The organism is Vibrio sp. CCB-PB317, from assembly GCF_022808245.1.
Lineage (GTDB): Bacteria > Pseudomonadota > Gammaproteobacteria > Enterobacterales > Vibrionaceae > Vibrio > Vibrio diabolicus.
Window position 1 is genome coordinate 594,406 of record NZ_JALGNU010000003.1, and the last position, 19,557, is coordinate 613,962.

General features: G+C 43.2%; 14 protein-coding genes. 10 read left to right on the forward strand and 4 right to left on the reverse strand.

Annotation, left to right across the window (positions count from 1 at the left end; all coding sequences use genetic code 11):
* Positions 1 to 7 precede the first annotated feature (7 nt).
* Together MTR11_RS19945 and purF are read left to right on the forward strand one after the other, a co-directional pair.
* Positions 8 to 499 carry a CvpA family protein gene (locus MTR11_RS19945; RefSeq protein WP_005380590.1) on the forward strand — a complete coding sequence of 164 codons (492 nt, stop codon included), beginning with the start codon at positions 8 to 10 and terminating at the stop codon, positions 497 to 499.
* A 36-nt stretch (positions 500 to 535) separates the two neighbouring features.
* Positions 536 to 2,050, forward strand: a complete 1,515-nt coding sequence (purF, locus tag MTR11_RS19950) for an amidophosphoribosyltransferase (RefSeq protein ID WP_005397209.1) — start codon at positions 536 to 538, stop codon at positions 2,048 to 2,050.
* A gap of 66 nt (positions 2,051 to 2,116) precedes the next feature.
* Here the strand turns inward: purF and MTR11_RS19955 are convergent, their stop codons facing one another.
* Complete coding sequence (locus MTR11_RS19955; protein WP_005397211.1) at positions 2,117 to 2,992, reverse strand: LysR family transcriptional regulator; 876 nt, start codon at positions 2,990 to 2,992, stop codon at positions 2,117 to 2,119.
* Between the two features lie 288 nt (positions 2,993 to 3,280).
* Here MTR11_RS19955 and MTR11_RS19960 point away from each other — a divergent pair, with 288 nt between their 5' ends.
* From MTR11_RS19960 to recR, 7 genes are all read left to right on the forward strand, one after another.
* Entirely contained in the window at positions 3,281 to 4,387 is a 1,107-nt protein-coding gene (locus MTR11_RS19960) for a response regulator (protein ID WP_005397213.1), read from the forward strand.
* Positions 4,388 to 4,612: 225 nt separating this feature from the next.
* The gene (locus tag MTR11_RS24095; RefSeq protein ID WP_005380608.1) at positions 4,613 to 4,744 is read left to right on the forward strand and encodes a hypothetical protein; all 132 of its coding nucleotides are present in this window, start codon (positions 4,613 to 4,615) and stop codon (positions 4,742 to 4,744) included.
* Positions 4,745 to 4,777: 33 nt separating this feature from the next.
* The gene (locus tag MTR11_RS19965; protein ID WP_371131105.1) at positions 4,778 to 5,164 is read left to right on the forward strand and encodes a YbaN family protein; all 387 of its coding nucleotides are present in this window, start codon (positions 4,778 to 4,780) and stop codon (positions 5,162 to 5,164) included.
* Between the two features lie 162 nt (positions 5,165 to 5,326).
* Entirely contained in the window at positions 5,327 to 5,872 is a 546-nt protein-coding gene (gene apt / locus MTR11_RS19970) for an adenine phosphoribosyltransferase (protein WP_005380615.1), read from the forward strand.
* A gap of 8 nt (positions 5,873 to 5,880) precedes the next feature.
* A complete protein-coding gene (dnaX, locus tag MTR11_RS19975; RefSeq protein ID WP_243328255.1) occupies positions 5,881 to 7,971 on the forward strand; it encodes a DNA polymerase III subunit gamma/tau in 2,091 nt (696 codons plus the stop codon).
* Between the two features lie 82 nt (positions 7,972 to 8,053).
* Entirely contained in the window at positions 8,054 to 8,383 is a 330-nt protein-coding gene (locus MTR11_RS19980) for a YbaB/EbfC family nucleoid-associated protein (protein WP_005380618.1), read from the forward strand.
* Between the two features lie 30 nt (positions 8,384 to 8,413).
* On the forward strand, positions 8,414 to 9,013 hold the full coding sequence (gene recR, locus MTR11_RS19985) for a recombination mediator RecR (RefSeq protein WP_031780610.1): 600 nt from the start codon (positions 8,414 to 8,416) through the stop codon (positions 9,011 to 9,013).
* Positions 9,014 to 9,065: 52 nt separating this feature from the next.
* Here recR and MTR11_RS19990 read toward each other — a convergent pair whose 3' ends face one another.
* Positions 9,066 to 9,428, reverse strand: a complete 363-nt coding sequence (locus tag MTR11_RS19990; RefSeq protein WP_041852910.1) for a hypothetical protein — start codon at positions 9,426 to 9,428, stop codon at positions 9,066 to 9,068.
* Positions 9,429 to 9,916: 488 nt separating this feature from the next.
* Here MTR11_RS19990 and MTR11_RS19995 point away from each other — a divergent pair, with 488 nt between their 5' ends.
* On the forward strand, positions 9,917 to 17,167 hold the full coding sequence (locus MTR11_RS19995; RefSeq protein WP_134647259.1) for an RHS repeat-associated core domain-containing protein: 7,251 nt from the start codon (positions 9,917 to 9,919) through the stop codon (positions 17,165 to 17,167).
* Between the two features lie 58 nt (positions 17,168 to 17,225).
* Here MTR11_RS19995 and aqpZ read toward each other — a convergent pair whose 3' ends face one another.
* Both aqpZ and MTR11_RS20005 read right to left on the reverse strand, forming a co-directional pair.
* Positions 17,226 to 17,924 carry an aquaporin Z gene (gene aqpZ / locus MTR11_RS20000; RefSeq protein ID WP_226420987.1) on the reverse strand — a complete coding sequence of 233 codons (699 nt, stop codon included), beginning with the start codon at positions 17,922 to 17,924 and terminating at the stop codon, positions 17,226 to 17,228.
* Positions 17,925 to 18,129: 205 nt separating this feature from the next.
* A complete protein-coding gene (locus MTR11_RS20005; RefSeq protein ID WP_048625843.1) occupies positions 18,130 to 19,389 on the reverse strand; it encodes an amino acid permease in 1,260 nt (419 codons plus the stop codon).
* Between the last annotated feature and the right edge of the window lie 168 nt (positions 19,390 to 19,557).

The window sequence follows — 19,557 nt, forward strand, 5'->3', positions numbered from 1 at the left end:
AGAAAACATGAATTGGATAGATTTTATCATTTTAGGTGTGATCGGATTTTCAGCTCTGATCAGTTTAGTTCGCGGTTTTGCTAAAGAAGCTTTGTCTTTGGTGATTTGGTTTGGAGCGTTTTTTATCTCCAGCAACTACTACGCCAAATTGGCGGTGTACTTCACCAACATCGAAGATGACATGTTTCGTAACGGAGCGGCGATTGCGGCTTTATTTGTCGCGACCTTGGTAGTTGGTGCAGTGGTGAATTACGTCATTGGTCAACTGGTACAAAAAACAGGGCTATCAGGTACGGATCGAATTCTTGGGATTGTATTTGGTGGTCTACGCGGAGTCTTAATTGTTTCTGCGGTGCTGTTTTTTATGGATGCGTTTACTGCATTCCCAAGCTCGGATTGGTGGAAAGATTCACAGTTGATCCCTGAGTTCAGCCGTATCATCGCCCCATTCTTCGAGCATTTACAAGCAACATCAAGTTTTCTGTCTGGCACTATCTAGTAGTGCCAGCTACTGTCGCAAATCGAGGATTAGGACATGTGTGGTATTGTTGGAATCGTGGGCACAACGCCTGTAAACCAGTCTATTTATGACGCGTTAACGGTGTTACAGCATCGTGGCCAAGATGCCGCTGGTATTTGTACCATAGAAAGCAATCGTTTTCGTCTGCGCAAGGCGAACGGTTTAGTCAAGGATGTATTTGAAGCAAGACATATGCAGCGCCTGCAAGGCGAGGTCGGAATTGGTCATGTTCGTTACCCAACAGCAGGCAGTTCAAGCGCTTCAGAAGCTCAACCTTTCTACGTAAACTCTCCTTTCGGTATTACACTTGCCCACAATGGCAACTTGACCAACGCTAACGAAGTTCGTCAAAAGCTGTTTGAAAAAGATCGCCGTCATATCAATACCACTTCAGACTCCGAAGTATTACTAAATGTACTGGCGCACGAAATTGACTCAGTAAAAGGGAATGTCACGACAGAAGACGTATTCCGTGCAGTCACCAATGTGCATCGCACAATTCGTGGTGCTTACGCTGTGACTGCCATGATTATCGGTCATGGTATGATTGCATTTCGTGATCCACACGGTATTCGCCCTCTATGTTTAGGTAAGCGTGAAGTTAATGGCAGAGCGGAGTACATGGTTGCGTCTGAATCGGTAGCATTGGATGCCGTCGGTTTTGATTTTGTCCGTGATGTTGCACCTGGTGAGGCAATCTACGCAACGTTTGACGGTGAACTGTACACGAAGCAGTGTGCAGACAATCCTAAGCTGAACCCTTGTATTTTCGAGTTCGTGTACTTTGCTCGTCCAGACTCGTTCATCGATAAAATTTCGGTATACAGTGCTCGCGTTGAAATGGGTAAAAAGCTAGGCGAACGTATTCGTGAAGACTACGCAAATCTTGATATTGATGTCGTTATTCCTATCCCTGAAACATCGTGCGACATCGCACTTCAAATCGCTCAAGCGATCGATATCCCTTACCGCCAAGGCTTCGTGAAAAACCGTTACGTGGGACGTACGTTTATCATGCCTGGTCAGCAACAACGTAAGAAATCTGTACGTCGCAAGTTGAATGCAATTCGTTCGGAGTTCAAAGATAAGAATGTGTTGCTGGTGGATGACTCTATCGTTCGTGGTACTACGTCAGAACAAATCATCGAAATGGCACGTGATTCTGGTGCGAAGAAAGTGTACATGGTATCAGCAGCACCAGAAGTTCGATTCCCGAACGTGTACGGCATTGATATGCCAAGTGCTACCGAGCTTATTGCTCATGGCCGTGACAACGATACAATTTGTAAGCAGATTGGTGCTGATGCATTGATTTATCAACGTCTAGAAGACTTGGTTGAGGCAGTCGGTCTTGGAAACCAAGATATTACTCAGTTCGATACATCCGTGTTTAACGGCGAATACGTAACGGGTGATATTGACCAACAATACCTAGACTTCTTAGATGGTCTTCGTAACGATGATGCGAAAACACAACTTGAAATCCAACAGGATTTAGCAAACCTAGAGCTGCATAACGAAGGCGCATAATAGGCGTTTTCTTGAGGCGTAAAAAAACCAGAGCTCCGGCTCTGGTTTTTTGTATTCGCTATCGAATTAGTGAATGTTGTAAGCGATCACAAAGTCGATAAAGAGACGAACTTTCTCTGGCAGGTGATCTTTGTGGTTGTAAAGCATATAAATGTCGCGCGGGTTTGCACTCCAATCTGGCAGTATGCGTACCAAATCGCCGCTTTCGATGTATTCTTTGATCATGACATCTGGCATTAGCGTGATGCCTAAACCTTCGGAACAAGCACTGCGTACTACATTTAGTGCATTCGCCTGAAAGCGACCACGATCAACGTTTACGACAGACTCGCCTTTGCTATTAATTAAGGTCCACTTGATAAGAGGGTAGCCTTTTAGCAATGAATGGTTAGAGAGCTCTTCTGCGTGGTTTGGTGCCGGATTCGAGGCAAGGTAGTCAGGACTTGCGACAAGAATATCCTTCACTTCGCCAATCTTGCGTGCGATCAGGCTAGAATCACGTTGGGGCCCCACTCGAAAAATGACATCCCATTCAGTCGGGTCAAGCTTGTCTGCATTATTTTCTGTCGTTAGTTCGATATTGATGTCCGGATACTGCTTCATAAAGCTGTTGAACATCGGCATCATCATGCGCTTAGTTAAGTTATAAGGCGCCGATATCTTAATCTTGCCTGATGCTCCTCGGCAGTCGTCAGTGATTTCCTCTGCTGCCGTGGTTAGCCTTTGTAGCAAAGGGGAGCACTCATGGTAAAAACGTTCCCCGGCTTCTGTAAGCGAGAGTTTGCGAGCGTGACGGTTCAATAGTCGAAGATTGACAGAGTCTTCTAGCGCTTGAATGCGTCGGGTGATGGTCGCAACCGGGATCATGGTTTTTCGCGAAGTTGCGGTGTAGCTCCCATTTTCGACAACCAGTCGAAACAGGTTTAAGTCATCTAATTTCATATTTCCAGACACATTAAATTACCGATTACGGCTAATTTATAATTAACTTTGTGATCAAAGCTTGCTTTAAGTCAACATGTTGCATCATTTGAACACAGCAACCCTGTTTGAGTAAATACTGTTATACCCCGTAATATTTGTATAAACGCCGTTTTCAAGCTACGTTTTATAACAAGGCGGAACGGCCTCAAGTCTTGCTGCGCAACGTTTCGCCGGATGTAAACACAACAAAAATAATGACTTAATAATAAATCTGTTTTTTGACTTAGCTTTGTGAGGTGTAAAGGTATGTTTAAGACTCACAGTCAAACGGCAATGGTCTCGGCACAGGAAGTGGTTAATCAAAAACTAATTATGTTGGTGGATGATGATCCAATATTTCGTAAAGTAACCAATGCTTATTTAGAAAGTCAGGGTTTTAAAGTAGTAGAAGCTGAAAACGGCCTAGAGGCGCTTCAACAACTCAGGGAATGCCAACCCGATCTTATCTTGTGTGATTTATCGATGCCGGTATTAGATGGCATTGAATTCGTCGAAGAAGTCAGTCTTGAATATCCATACTTGCCGCTTATCGTGGTATCCGGCACGGATGAAATGTCCGATGTTGCGAAAGCGTTGCGATTTGGTATTAAAGATTTTCTTCCTAAACCGATAGGTAATTATGAGCACCTATCTCAGGCGATAGACAATACGCTCGAAGATACCGATAGCCATTTCTCCGAACAGCGAGACTTTTCAAGTCAGTGGTTCCGAGTCGATGACGGTGGCGAAATCCCAGATGAGCAAGAGCTTCACTGGCATCTAGAGTATTTGCAGCAGAACCCGAGTGCTGCAAGAGATTTACTGCATGCTCTATTGCCAGAGAAAGATGCTTCTCAAGGTGATTGGCGCTGCTCATACCGTTTATTGCAATCGACGGACGTTATGCCACTGGTGTTCGATTATCGTTGGTTAATGAATGGGCAATTTGCGTTCTATCTCGTTGACTCTGCTTCCCAGAGTAATGATGGTGTCGCGACGACATTGCTTGTTAGGGCTTTGTTTGACGATTACCTGCGTAATTTGAAGAGTTTCAGTGCTGATCTGAAGGATATGGTAGGGATCATTGAAAAAGGAATCGAGTGTTCAGAGTGCGCTGGTGCGGTTAATGCTGTATTTGGTGTCGCCGATCTGGCTTCGTCCTCCGTTTCTATCCTGCCTGCGGGTTTAGATAGCCATTGGTCTGACGGAAATACTAATCAACATATCGCGGCAGGTAACTGTTTAGGGGCAGGAAGTATGAAAAACTTCATAACCCGAGATTTACCGCTAGGTGTTGCTGGTCAGTTATCCATCGGTTGTTTAGGCTCTTCAAGTTTTAGCTTAAATATTGCCCGGAAATCACGACTGGTATAATTCTGACTTCATAACACAATAAGCAGCGTCTTGGCGCTGCTTATTGTCTTTTTAGAACCACAAAAAAACAACAAATGCTCGAACAATAACCTTACTTTTTGCTGGTGTTTAGATTTGGCTGTTTAAGGTATAGTCAACGCCTAAAACAATAATGACCCATTTGTGCAACGATAATTTAACGCCGTGCCTTGGGAGAAGCAAAGTCAACTAGTGAGAAGATACATCATGGCAGACAAAGATTTTAAAGAGCCTTATAATATTTTTTACTTTTTAGGTTTCATTGCAGTACTTTTAATTCCAACACTACCTGCAACGCTAACCTGGCTTCGTGTAATGAATGGTTACGCAGGCTTTTAACCTAGCTATTTTGTACCGGAGTTCACCATTCGTATTAAGCGTTACTTTTTCAATACCGTTGGTGGACTCTGTATTGTGCTCGGCATTGCCGGCATAGCCCTTCCGCTTTTACCCACCACTCCTTTCATTCTACTTGCTAGTGCATGTTTTATGCGTGGTAGCCCCGCATTTCATCATTGGCTGCATAACCACAAAACGTTTGGGCCGATTCTCGATAATTGGCATAAGCACCGGGCTGTTACTTCAAAAGTAAAACAGCGTGGCGCCATTTTTATTGCACTTAGTTTCATGGTTTCAATCGTTGTTGTTCCCCTTGTTTGGGTGAAAATTGGTCTTTTAGTGATGCTAATCGTTTTACTCGGCTGGTTTATGCGTCTGCCTGTGATTGAGTTGGTTGCTGACAGAGAAGAAAATCACTAAGATTGTAGAGAATAGTGTGCCCGCTCTTCGAGTGGGCGTTTGTATTTTCAGCGCCTGTGACTGTTACGAAAATAAGCACATAGTGGTGAAAACCTATTGTTCGTTGCCCTCGTGATACTGCGATTAGAGAGGGTGATGAGCCAATCTAAGTAAATCGGTATTATGACTACAGAAACAATTTCACTGATCAAATCTAGCATCAAAAGCATACAAGACTACCCAAAGCCAGGCATTCTATTTCGTGATGTGACGAGCCTTCTTGAAGACGCAAAAGCATACCAAGCGACGATCAACCTTCTTGTTGAACGTTACAAAGATATGGGCTTTACCAAGGTTGTGGGTACGGAAGCTCGTGGCTTTTTATTTGGTGCGCCTTTAGCGCTTGAGCTAGGTGTTGGTTTTGTACCAGTGCGTAAACCAGGCAAGCTACCACGTCCTACTGTTGCTCAATCTTATGAGCTTGAATACGGCGTTGATACACTAGAAATCCATACAGATGCCATCGTTGAAGGTGACAAAGTACTGGTTGTCGACGATTTATTGGCAACGGGCGGTACTATTGAAGCGACGACTAAGCTGATTCGCCAACTGGGCGGTGAAGTTGAGCACGCTGCGTTCGTTATCAACCTACCAGAAATCGGTGGTGATAAACGTTTAGAAGCACTAGGTCTAAACGTATACAGCATTTGCGATTTTGAAGGACATTAATACATTCAATGAGTTATTTAGCTTTAGCGCGAAAATGGCGTCCTAATCAGTTTGACCAAGTTGTCGGACAAAAACATGTCCTGACGGCGTTGGAAAACGCACTGGCGCAAAACCGTTTACACCATGCTTATCTGTTCAGCGGGACTCGTGGTGTGGGTAAAACGAGTATCGGTAGGTTGTTTGCCAAAGGCTTGAACTGCGAAACCGGTATTACCGCGACACCTTGTGGTAAGTGCGATACTTGTCGTGAAATTGATGAAGGTCGCTTTGTCGATCTTCTTGAAATTGATGCGGCATCACGTACTAAAGTTGAAGACACTCGCGAACTGTTAGACAACGTTCAATACAAACCTGCTCGTGGACGTTTTAAAGTGTACCTCATCGATGAGGTACACATGCTATCGCGTCACTCTTTCAATGCGTTGTTGAAAACCCTGGAAGAGCCGCCAGAGTATGTGAAGTTCTTACTCGCGACAACCGATCCACAAAAGCTGCCAGTTACTATATTGTCGCGTTGTCTACAGTTCCATCTCAAACCGATCAGCGTTGATGATATTCATCAGCAACTCGACTACATTTTGGGTCAAGAGCAAGTATCGGCAGAACCAAAAGCACTGGGTATGATTTCACATGCTGCAGATGGCAGTATGCGTGATGCTCTCAGCTTGACCGATCAAGCAATTGCTTTAGGTAACGGTGCGGTGCAAACCGATATTGTCAGCCACATGTTGGGGACGATTGATACCGACCAAGCGATTCACTTACTAGAGTCAATCAGCAGCAAGCAACCTCAACAAGCCATGGATAAAATCCAGCAATTAGCGGCAAATGGTGTTGAGTGGGATGGTTTGTTGCAGCAAGTCGCAACACAGCTTCATCGAATTGCGATGTATCAAGCGTTGCCAGCGTCGCTAGACCGAGCGCAGCCAGATGCAGAAAAAATCGAGTTGTTGAGTAAAGCACTAAGTCCGCAAGACGTTCAGCTTTACTACCAAATTGCATTGAAAGGTCGTGAAGATTTGACCCTCTCTCCAAATGGGCGAGTCGGTCTGGAAATGATTGTGCTGCGTATGATGGCGTTCCGCCCATCAAATAACAGTGGGGCAAATGTTGTTTCTAGTAACTGCGAACCAGCTTCAGCCCCAGTTCAAAGTGCCAGTCAGCCAAAGACTGCACCAGCTCCTCGAACTCAGCAGCCGAATCCAGCACAAAGCACACCACAAGTGGCGCCTCAACCTTCATCCAATTCACAACCTGAGTATCACGCGAGTGGATATGAGGCGGTTCCGCCACAGTATGATATGGCGCCGCCGATGAGCGAAAACCCAGCGCCGCAGCATGAAACGCCACCTCAACAAGTGCAAGAGAGCGTTTCAACACCGGCGCGCGGCGGTCTAAGCGGTTTGCGTCACCAATTACGTTCTCAGCGTCAAGGCCTACAACAGAACACTCCTCAAAATGGTGGCTCAAAAAAGCCTAAAGCGGCATCTGCACAACCAGAATCGGTTATCGACCGAGTAGCGCAATTGCATGGCAATTCCGCGCAGGTGTCGCCAAACTCAGCTCCGAAGTCGACGGAGCCACAAGTTGAGGAAGCGTATCGCTGGCGTCCAAGCAAGCCTGTTGAGACAAAAGTGAATACAAAACTGACACCTACGCAGCTCAAGCAGGCACTTGAGCATGAGAAAACGCCTGAAATGGCACAAAAGCTCATCGATGAATCGTTAGAACATAATGAATGGGCGAAGCTAATCAGCTTAATGGAGATCCCTAAGCTGGTAGAGCAACTTGCGCTAAACTCTCATTATAGTAAGGAAGGAACAACCGTTTCGTTACTATTGAGAAGCAGCCAAGCTCATTTGAATACTGATAGAGCTCAAGCCGAATTGCTTAAAGCACTTAATACCGTGTTAGGTGAAGAGTGCCACATGAGCATCGAAATAGGGGAGAGTGGAGAAACACCACTTGAACTGAGAGATAGGCTCTATCAAGAGAAATTACAGCAAGCTCTGAATAGTTTAGAAAACGATCCAAATGTTCAATTTATTGAACGTCGTTTTGCTGCAGAGCTTGATAAAGATAGTGTGCGCCCTATCTAATAATCGAATGGAATGGGGTTGAAAACCCAAAGGTATAACCCCATTAATTGATGCAACACCTCATTAAACCAGAGAGATAAACATGTTTGGTAAAGGCGGTATGGGCAACCTAATGAAGCAAGCCCAGCAAATGCAAGATCGCATGCAAAAGCTTCAAGAAGAAATCGCGAATATGGAAGTAACTGGCGAGTCTGGTGCTGGCCTAGTTAAAGTTACTATCACTGGTAGTCACAGCGTACGTCGTGTTGACATCGATGAAAGTTTGATGGAAGACGACAAAGAAATGCTTGAAGATTTGATCGCTGCGGCGTTCAACGATGCGGCCCGTCGTGTTGAAGAAACTCAAAAAGAGAAAATGGCTTCTGTAACTGGCGGTATGCAACTACCACCAGGTATGAAAATGCCATTCTAATCTGCTGATATTTAATTAAGCGGACTTTTAATGCGTACCAGTCATATGCTGGAGCAATTGATGGAGGCCTTACGTTGTCTACCTGGGGTTGGCCCCAAGTCAGCGCAGCGTATGGCCTTTCATTTGTTACAGCGCGATAGAAAAGGCGGTTTGCAACTTGCAGATGCGCTTAGCCAGGCAATGACAGAAATCGGTCATTGTACTGAGTGTCGAACCTTCACCGAAGAAGAAGTCTGTCATATTTGTACTAACCCAAAACGCCAAGAAAATGGTCAAATTTGTGTGGTAGAAAGCCCGGCAGACATTGCTGCAGTCGAAGCAACGGGCCAGTATTCTGGTCGATACTTTGTTCTTATGGGACATTTGTCACCACTAGACGGTATTGGTCCAAGTGATATTGGGCTGGATGTGCTTGATTACCGCTTACGTCGCGGTGATATAGCCGAAGTGATTTTGGCAACAAACCCGACGGTTGAAGGCGAAGCCACTGCACATTACATCGCAGAGCTATGTAAAGAACACCAAGTTGATGCCAGCCGCATCGCGCATGGTGTGCCTGTCGGTGGAGAGCTTGAGCTTGTCGATGGCACGACGTTGTCACACTCGCTGTTAGGTCGACACAGAATTTAATAATTAGCCGCTGAATTCAGCGGCTTTTTTGATTTTGGGAGTTTGGGGTAAGTTAGTTGCTTAGTATTTCTACACCATGAACGTTCAGTCCCAAAACATTATGACAACTTTTATCAATAAGAAGCATAACCTTTTTGTTTTGAGCTTGAGCAGTTGCTACAGCTGAGAATAAGTCCATAGAGGTCGGTTGGCTATCTGGTAGATAAGTAAACTTCTTCTCGCTATTCGACACTTCACAGGGAGTCTCTGGTGTTTCATTAACATGAACTGACATCTTGTGTCCACCATCCCAGTAACGAGCTACCTTATCAATCGTGAATGGTCCATACCACTTCTGCCCTGAGCCAGCATTAGTTTCAGCAAGTGAGCTAAACGATAATAGAATAGTGAGTATGCCAATTAGTTTTTTTTTCATCTTTCTAGCCATGTTGATATTAGATTTTAGCTATAATATTCACTGAATATTATTAATAAACTTAAATATTAAGATATTAATTTGTTTGTGATGTCTATCACGCATTTTTGTTTTTGATATATGAAGTTTGGTTTTTTTTATTATATTGCCTGGTTTTGTCAATTTAGTGTCATATACATGCCTGTTAAAACCAAGTTATCCTTGTGTGCATTTTTGTTGGTCATAATTATTGCGACTGTTGGCTACGTTTTTAGGCTCAACTTCTCATATAAGAATAATGATGAAAATCTAAAGGAAAATAAGAAGATGGATACTTTGAATGTAACTAGCTTTTCAAAGTATGATAACTCTATAAAAATGCTGAGAACTGAACTGTTAAAGAGTCGGATTTTGGAAGGTGATTCAGAAGAACAGTCCGAAAATATAAATAAAAGAATTACTAATTTAGAAAATCAAATATCAGAACTATCTAATTGAAAGGCAGTTAAATGAAAAATTGGCTAGGTGTAATCTTTGCGGGGTTGTCTATTCCTGCAATAGCACAAACGATCGGTACTTTGCCCGGAGAGCTATCGATCGACAAGGGTGTCGCATATTATCAAATACCGATAACACTACCAGCTGGGAAAGGGGGTATAGCTCCTAATCTAGCGCTAAGCTACTCAAGCTCTGGGCCCGTAAGGTCTGAACTAGGGGGCGGCTTCTCGCTTAGCGGCCTGTCTGCCATAAAAAGGTGTGGTGACCATCAAGCGATTGAAGGGCAAGTAAGCTCAGTGACTTATAGTTTTACTGATAATTTTTGCTTAAATGGCACGCGTTTAATTGGTGAAAAAGGTGTAACTGGCAAAGATGGCTCTGAATACCGTTTACACGTAGATAACCAGTCAAAAATTATTCTGAATGGTGATTCAAATGCAGCATCAAGTTACTTCATTAAGCATGATAAAAGCGGTGCTGTTGAAGAATATCATTATAATAACCTTTCGAAGAGTTGGTTGTTGAGCTCCTATAAAAGCAACCCAAGTTCAGAGAGTATCTCTTATAACTATGATAATTTAGGCCAGATATCATCGATACATTACGATTCTTTCAGTGTTGTCTTTAATTATCTTCCTATCAATAGTGGTATTCCTACAAAACATTATAAGATAGACGGAAATGTTCATAGGTATGAATCAAAGCTGACAAGAATTGATATAAGTATAAACAATAAAATAAAAAATTATTACCGACTGGGTTATAAGGAGGTAATCGAAGGTCTTGGTGCCTCCTTTATTGATAGTATTACATATTGCGATGCGAAGGATGATTGTTTACCTGCCACTCAATTTGATTGGAAGGAACATAAAAGCCCAATGAAAGGCCAGATATTCTTTGATGAGAAAATCGCTAATATTGACTTAGGTCATTGGGGGAAAAACACTATCCCTAGTGATTGGGGAAATGCTAATAGAAGTTGGTGGGTTGATATTGATGGGAATAGCGTAGGTGACTTCTGTAAGACTGATGCCCATGGATTTACTTGCCACATGGATGTGTCTCAATCTAGTGTCGCTCGCACCTACAATATAAGTCAGTGGGGAGACGCTCATAGCCATTGGTGGTTAGATATAAATGGTGATAGTAAAACAGAGTTTTGTCGTATAGATGATGGCAAATTACTTTGTGATGCTTTTCATTCAAATAATACAACGACACAACTTTCTTGGATTGTGTTGAACTCCGGGATGAAGGACTTCCGTTGGTGGAGGGACATGGATGGTAATGGCGTACCAGAGTACTGTCGTCGTATAGGTGATGAACTTTTATGCAGTGAACCCAAAGAAGATGGCGAGTGGTCTGATTCAGTACACGTTCGTGGCATAGAATGGGGGCAAATTAAAGACACTTATTGGACCGATATAAATGGCGATGGTGGTAGTGAACTTTGTTCTGTCGAAGGGCAAACGATTAAGTGCACGTCTTTTTCGGGTAAATATCTAGTTCAAAAAAATATTAGTTTTCCAATTAGTTCTGTAGGGCAGCCAGATTCCCGTTGGTGGGTGGATGTGAATGGCGATAATGCCATCGACTTTTGTCGCATGACGGATAACGATGCTAGCAAAACAGTTAATCTAACTTGTTCTCTTGGCTCTCTTGGTTCGTTGCATAAATTCGAAGACGATATAGAGTTTGTTAAAAGTGATGATTGGACAGGCGAGCTCGGGAGCGTAGATAAACGTTGGTGGCTCGATTTGGATCAGGATGGTGTTATAGATTTCTGCCGTGGCGTCGGTAACAAGGTCCAATGTGTCAACGCTTATAAGTACCAATATGAATTTGATGTTGATAATTGGGGGACTGGTTTTAACTCATTCATTGATTTGAACCAAGATGGTAAGTTTGAGCTCTGTAAGAAGAGATCTAACCGTCTAGAATGTCAAACCACTGCTCAGAGCAACCATTCTCCATTATTGCTTGAAAAAGTGACAAATGGTCTAGGACATATTTCTTCAGTATGGTTTGGCCCATACGGTAATCACACGCCTTCTGACTCTTTTAAGTCTGATGATTCTGGTCTTTTTAACTTACCAGGCTCTTTCCCTGTAGCTTATCGTCTTGAGACCGACAACGGACATGGAAAAAATAACTACTTATTCCAATATGGTCCTGCAAAGCGCTCTAAAGATGGTCTAAAACACAATGGTTTCGAATGGATTCGACAGCGAAGCTTTGTTAATGAAAAAAACACTCTCAACCAAGAGTTTCAATTTAATACAGAATTTCCTTACTCAGGCACATTGAAAAAGCAAACCGACTATTTTGCGAATGGACAAAAGTGGTTAAATGGTTGCGGTGATTGTAGATCGGATGACTTTTGGAACTTTAGAGAGCTTAGTAAAAGTTCCGAATCTGAATTTGAATTTAAGACGCTAAAAAAAGAGTTCAGTGCTACGCAAATCGTTAAAAGTTTCCAACAGCTGTCTTCTGCAGCAGATAAGCATTTAAAGGGTTATAAGCTTATCGAATACAAAGATCAAAAATACGCAGCAAGCGCTGACAAATTTGTTCCTGTTGGCGGTTCAACACTGATGCCAATCATGATTCCTGCCACAGAGTTTTCTTTGGTTGAGGAGCGAACAACGGTACTAGAAGATCAAATACCAGTGTGGCTCATGACGCCAGTATCGGATGATTTGAATCGCGAGCTATCTGCATTATCTGGTCAAGCTCGATTCGTGAAGGCGATCACAGCTACAGAATACGATGAAATCGTCGAATGGGTTGAAACTCCAACAGTCGGTAACACCTTTGCATTTTATACCTCAGAACGAAAGGACTACCAATACTCTGAAAGTGGTGAACTTCTTAGTACAGTTACCGTAGAGCAGAGTGATGTCGATACATTTCTGAATGTTGGTAAAATTACAACGACAACAACCGGACTTAATCCGGTCACCGGTTATAGTGACACGTTTGTTGAAATTACCCAAAACGCGTATGTAAATAAGGTAGATTCTTGGTTAATCGGGTTGCTCGATTCGACTAAAACAACTTACATTCACAGCGATGGTAGCAGGATCTCTCAAGAGGCTACTTTTAAATATGACAATGAAACCGGTTTGTTGCGTGAGCACACGACGCTACCAAATACGCCATATTCCATGGTTACCATCAAAGAGCGAGATGGAAACGGTATTGTTACTAAAGAAAGCGTTACTGCGACTAACGGGGGGAGATTAGAAACTCGCTCTACTTCCTTTAAACATTCCTACGTAGGGAATAGTGTTGTAACCGAGGTGACAAACCCTGCTGGACACGTCTCGTCTCAAACTGTTGATCTATTGTCAGGGCTAATTGTAAAAGTTGATGAAAACGGTCTTTCTACTTCGACAAAACTCGATGGTTTTGGGAGAGAAGCCGAGGTGTCTGTTGTAAACACTTCTGTAAAATCTGAGATCAGTCGCTTTCCTGCGGGAGACAGTCGTTGCTTATTCAATGTTAACAATGCGAGTTACTGTGTTATCAATCAATCGAAAAACTCAGGCAAGAAGATCAGCTTTTTTGACTTTTTAGAAAGAGAAGTGAGAAGAGCCTCTTTATCGGTAAACGGTAAGTGGGTTTTCGTTGATTCTGGCTATGATGCATTTGGCAATTTAGTCTCTGCTTCAAAACCTTATTACCAAGGTGATATTCCTCAGTATATTGTCACTCAGTACGACAAATTAGGAAGAGTCATTTCGATAAAAGAACCTGGTCCTGCAGGTAAAGAAGACAGCTGGATTTCTTATTCTTACGGTCCTTTCACAGTAACCAAAACGGACGCCAAAGGTCGAGTTTCTAAAACTTTTACCAACGTATTAGGTTGGGAGATTGAGAAACAGGAGCCGAATGGTGGCAAAGTTATCTACGACTTCTATGCCAATGGAATGTTGAAATCTGCTATTGCGTCAGAAGGAGAAACAGTTCGTACCGAGTACAATATTCAAGGCAATAAATCTTTAGTAGATGATCCAGATCTAGGTTTGTGGACTTATGAATATGACGGTTTTGGTCAACTCATTAATCAAACTGATGCTAAAGGTCAAAGTACTCATTTCGCTTACGACAACTTAGGTCGCAAAGTCGCTGAGAAAGTAGAATCCAAAGTTAAGCAAAGTGAGAAAGAAGTAACACACATCACCACAAAGGCATGGTTTTACGACAAAGTGGATGGACGCGTCTGGTTAGGAGGGCTACTAAAAGCAACTGTAGATGGAGAACTGGTTAAGAACTACTTCTACAACGGTCTGGGTTTACTGAGACGCGAAGAGACGATTACTCCAGAGCACACATTCGCACGAGATTTAGAGTATGACTCTAACGGGCAACTAATTCGAGAACATAGACCTAACAAGTTTACTCTAAACTACACCCGAGATGCTTTAACGGGTATTAATACGGAAGTCTGGGGAGATATTTCTCAAGCTCAAGTTAATTACACTGCAGCTGAATATCGCAACGTGATTGAGCCTCTAATCAATGAAGCCCTAAATAAAGCGAAAGATTATTTAGTTAAAGTAAAAGATTTACAAGAGCAGCAATTCTTCTACAAGCGACGCAAGGAAGAGTATCAGAAGCTTAAAGATCAGCTTATCTCATTTGACGGAGTGGCTGAAAATGAGGCATTTGCGCGCCAAATGAGGGCGGAGCTACATACTAGACCATTACATATGTACACAAATGAATATGGCGAGCGTTATTTCAAAGTTTCCCCAAGGACAGTGGTGGTCTCTGGAAATGGTTTGATACCTGTAGTTCAGCAACCTAACTTCCATCTTAAGATTGAAGGTAACTTACTAAGAGAGGTAAGCCTTGATGAATGGGCTGCTTTTGAAGCAGGTTTGATCAATCAAAACCAAACTGCGTACTACGGCAACTATTCTGATGGCGGAAGTATAAGTTTAGCGACATTTGATTTGGAAAGGGACGATCCGCTATATGATCAAAGAATGCGTCAAATGTTTGATGAACTCAATTCACTCTCAAAAGAAGTAGATAGGCTTGAATATGTGCAAGATACAACGGAATTACGTGTAAATAGCTATCTTTTAGCTGCAGAACAACTAGTAAAATTAGTTAAGCAAGTCAAGCTTGTTTCACAGAAGTACAATAACCTAGCTGTGGAATCTGAAAATGAGTCAGATGCACTACGTTCCCTCAAAGATGATAACCCAGCTGATGGACGGATTTCGTACTGGAAGCTCAACGATATGGACGCCGAAGGTCGAATTACATCAGAGGTTTTAGGAAATGGCTTAGTTAATAGTTTCGATTATCATGAGAGTAATGGTCAACTACTCAATATATACACTAGGCAAGGTTCCAAGCTGCTGCGTGGCGTTCATTACACCTACGACAGAATGGATAATGTGCAGAGTCGCCGAGATCTTGTTAATGATATACAAGAAAATTTCTACTACGACGATCAAGACCGACTAACAGACTACCATTTGTCTGGTATTGGTGCAGCACATGCTGAGAATCCGTTATTTAACAAAAAGTATTCCATGTCTTATGCTGCGAATGGCAATATCAAATATAAGTCTGACGTTGGTCATTATATCTACGCAGATCCGTTACACAAGCATGCGGTAACTCAAGCTGGGGATAATACATATCGCTACGATGAAAACGGAAATATGCTATCTGGCGGAGGGAGAACAATTGAATGGACAGGCTTCAACAAGCCTTCACGTATTCAGCAAGAACAAGGCTGGGTTGACTTTAAATATGATGAGTCGAATCAGCGAGTCAGCAAGCGTAGTAGCGATGGAAGCAGAACTTGGTACCTCGGTAAGTCCTACGAGTTAAAAGAGCTAGCATCCGGGGACATTCAACAAACTCAGTACATTTATGCTGGGAATGGTCTGGTAGCTATAAATGTGAACTCATTGAAGACTGATGGACAAGGAAGCTATGCATCTGTAGATCGCCAAATTCGTTATAGCCATACAGATGCGCTTAAATCGGTTGATATGGTAAGTGATATGTGGGGGAATATTGTTGACCGTAAGCTATATGACCCTTGGGGCAAAGAGAGAGCGTTTACTTGGAAAGCTGACAATGTGTTGTTGCCTCAACCTGTATTGTTGAATCGTGCATTTACAGGGCATGAGATGCTTAATGAAGTTGACTTAATCCATATGAACGGTCGTTTATATGATGCAACATTAGCACGATTTATCAGCGCTGACGTTTACATACAAGCTCCTGATAATAGTCAATCATTCAATCGATACAGCTACGTTCTCAATAATCCTCTTAAATACAACGATCCTTCTGGCCATTTCTTTAAGAGAATTAAAAAAGAACTTAAACGTCAATGGAACGACGTACGAGAGTTCACCTCTCGTTACTCGAGAGAAATCGTCGGTATCGTTGTGGGGATCGTCGTCACTGTCGCCAGTGGTGGTACGTACAGTGTGTTGCTAGCCGATGCTGGTGCAAGTTTCTTCTCTGCAGGGTCTCTTACTAATGCCATTGCTGCCGGTGCACTTGGTGGCGCCACTGGTGGGGCTGTAACCGGTGGGATCATTAGTGAAAGCTGGAACGGAGTTGGCAAAGGGGCTGCGATTGGTGCAATTACAGGCGCTATCGGAGGTTACAATAGCTTTAAGCCAACGAGAGGATTTGCACATGCAGCCACGAAAGTAAGTGTCGCAGCAGCTGGTGGTTGTGCTACAGGTGAGATCGCGGGTGGTTCATGTGAAAAAGGTGCAAAATTTGCCGCATTATCACAAGTTGTTGTGCTTAGCTTTGAGTACATGAAAAATGTTACAGATCGCTATAAGATTAGGTCTTGTGAAGTTGCTAACTCAGGCTCAGTCTGTAAGAACAATGTTGATGGTGAGCTATTGACTGACGGTACTCGTGGTAGCAAGCCTATGTGGAACGAGAAACCGACGCAAACTTTGTTCACGGAAGGAGGTATGGCGCGAGAGGCTTCTGGCGCACATCTTTACAATGAGAATGGGCTCATAGGACGTTTCGTTAACAAAGTATCTAAAGTTCATGATTACTTTAACTCTGATGTTTCGAGATTGTTTGGCTTCCATGGATATGACCAGATAACTGGATTTTGGTTAGAAGGAGGGACAATGTATAACCACTTGTTTCAAGCTTATAGTTTCTCTGGGATGCTGCCTGCTGCAATATATACAGGTGGTGCACTAGTCGCACCATATCCTATTTATCCTTATTCGCAGTTAGGGGATTAGGTAAAAGACAAAAGCCGCTGAATTCAGCGGCTTTTTTGATTTTGGGAGTTGGGAACGATTAATCGTTCGATTCTTTACCAAGAAGATTTTTGTAGATAACTGCACCAAGTACGCCACCCAAAATAGGCGCAACCCAGAACAGCCATAATTGAGAAACTGCCCAGTCGCCCACATATATCGCGACTGCTGTACTACGAGCCGGGTTTACTGAGGTATTTGTGACAGGAATGCTGATCAGGTGAATAAGAGTCAGACACAAACCAATCGCAATAGGTGCAAAACCTTGAGGTGCACGTTTGTCTGTCGCCCCCATGATCACGATAAGGAACATCATCGTCATCACGACTTCAGAAACTAGCGCAGCAAGCATGGAGTACTGACCCGGCGAGTGTTCACCATAACCGTTGGCGGCAAAGCCAGAACCCACAACATCGAATCCAGCTTGTCCTGTCGCGATGACATAAAGAATGCCACCAGCGATAAGCCCACCGAGCACTTGTGCGATGATGTAAGGCGCAACGTCTTTTGTATCAAAACGACCGCCAGCCCAAAGACCAACCGTCACTGCCGGGTTCAAGTGGCAACCTGAAATATGACCGATTGCAAATGCCATGGTTAAAACGGTTAAACCAAAGGCCAGAGCAACGCCCAGCAGACCAATACCCACGTCTGGGAAACCTGCAGCCAACACTGCGCTACCGCAACCGCCTAATACTAGCCAGAACGTACCAAAAGCCTCTGCTAAATACTTGTTCATGTTATTTCCTAATTTCTACTTAAATGACCCGCTGAACATAGTCGAGAATTGTCAATTAAGTGTGAGGGAGATCGCGTAAAGACTGCAAATAGGACGGTATGTGGCAAGAGTTCTCAAGGATGAGAGAAAGCAGGGAGAGGAGAGGTTGAATTTTAAGGTTGCCTTGGCCATCACTACCTGAGTAACAGCCAAGGCAACGTAGGTTTTAGCTAAATGCGACGAAAGGTGATACGCACAACAAAATACCAGTCGCAATAATCAAGTAAAGCGACGCGCCTTTGTATTTGTGTAAAGAAGGCACTTGGTAGACAAGGTAAGCTGGAATCAAACAGCCAATCAAACCAAAGATAGGGCTACATACTGATGTGAAGCTCAGAACTGGTAGATTCAATACAATCGCACCCCACGCCATGAGAATCGCAAAGAGAATGATTCCCTTGGTGACTAAGTCTTTATTGATTTTCTCTTCAGGCATGACCTTTTTTAGAGCCAGCATCGCTAGACCTTGGCAAGAATCGCGGAAACCTAAGTACACGCCAAAAAACGCAGTCATTACTGAGAAAATATTCAGCATCAAACTCATTAGTTTTAGCGTCGTGCCGTCCATACCTTGCGCAACCATCGCAAGAGCAGAGATGTTCTCTTCTGCTGCTTTAACCGCTTGTTCATGTGACATCGCAAGCGTAAAGGAAATCGCGTAGAAGAAGACGGTCACAAACAAGATACCGAAAGCAATTTTCATTGCGCGCATGGCTTTAAAGCGAGCAACCTCAATCGATTTTTCTTTTGATCGGTATGAGATCACCATTGGGCTCAAGCTTTGAATAAAGAGAATAGACGTTAGAGTAAACGGCAGTAGCTCAATTGCATCTTTCAAACCAGCGCCTGTTTCTGGAATTGCACCGACATTCGCTACATCCCATTTTTCGATCATCATGACGCCAAGTAATGCAACGGTACAAAGTTTAATCAGTACAAGACCAGTACTGACCTTAAACAAAATCTTTTCACCACGAGATGCAATAGCGACCAGCGCGCACACTAAAGCCAGACCATATAGCGGGTTTTCAGACAATAAACCTTCCGTGATGCCAAAACTATGTAGGAAAGATGCCGAGTCATTGTTGATAGCTGTTGAGTAAACAAAGACCCAAATCACCAACATGATGAAGTAGAGCACACCTAATAACGCCCCCCATTTGTTACCAAGGTAGCCGGAAATGACGCCAGCGTAATCTTGGCACTTTGGTGAACTTGAGAGAGTGTTGATGAAAAGGCGTTGGAATAAGTACATTGCTGGGTAGCCGATCACGGCAGAGGCCAAGAATACCCAAAGGCCCAATACGCCTACTTTTACTGGTAAAAAGACAATACCGGCACCGATTGCCATGCCGATACTCATGATCACCCATCCCCAGTCTGTGCTATCAAACTTGATCGCGGCTTTCCACTCGTCTAGGGCCATGCCTGCTTTTACGTGCGGAGGCTCTTTACCGATAGGTAAGGTTTGTGTAGGTGCTGTCACGCTCATTTTATTGTTTCTCTTGTTAGTATGAATTTTTCTCAAATTTAATTGAGAAAGTGTATATCACCAATTTTTTTGTGGAAAATTCAGATAAATTTGAGATCTTGG

Coding starts and splice junctions, on each gene's coding strand:
- MTR11_RS19945 (WP_005380590.1), top strand. CDS start 8: ATGAATTGGATAGATTTTATCATTTTAGGTGTGATCGGATTTTCAGCT.
- purF (WP_005397209.1), top strand. CDS start 536: ATGTGTGGTATTGTTGGAATCGTGGGCACAACGCCTGTAAACCAGTCT.
- MTR11_RS19955 (WP_005397211.1), bottom strand. CDS start 2,992: ATGAAATTAGATGACTTAAACCTGTTTCGACTGGTTGTCGAAAATGGG.
- MTR11_RS19960 (WP_005397213.1), top strand. CDS start 3,281: ATGTTTAAGACTCACAGTCAAACGGCAATGGTCTCGGCACAGGAAGTG.
- MTR11_RS24095 (WP_005380608.1), top strand. CDS start 4,613: ATGGCAGACAAAGATTTTAAAGAGCCTTATAATATTTTTTACTTTTTA.
- apt (WP_005380615.1), top strand. CDS start 5,327: ATGACTACAGAAACAATTTCACTGATCAAATCTAGCATCAAAAGCATA.
- dnaX (WP_243328255.1), top strand. CDS start 5,881: ATGAGTTATTTAGCTTTAGCGCGAAAATGGCGTCCTAATCAGTTTGAC.
- MTR11_RS19980 (WP_005380618.1), top strand. CDS start 8,054: ATGTTTGGTAAAGGCGGTATGGGCAACCTAATGAAGCAAGCCCAGCAA.
- recR (WP_031780610.1), top strand. CDS start 8,414: ATGCGTACCAGTCATATGCTGGAGCAATTGATGGAGGCCTTACGTTGT.
- MTR11_RS19990 (WP_041852910.1), bottom strand. CDS start 9,428: ATGAAAAAAAAACTAATTGGCATACTCACTATTCTATTATCGTTTAGC.
- MTR11_RS19995 (WP_134647259.1), top strand. CDS start 9,917: ATGAAAAATTGGCTAGGTGTAATCTTTGCGGGGTTGTCTATTCCTGCA.
- aqpZ (WP_226420987.1), bottom strand. CDS start 17,924: ATGAACAAGTATTTAGCAGAGGCTTTTGGTACGTTCTGGCTAGTATTA.
- MTR11_RS20005 (WP_048625843.1), bottom strand. CDS start 19,389: ATGGCCCTAGACGAGTGGAAAGCCGCGATCAAGTTTGATAGCACAGAC.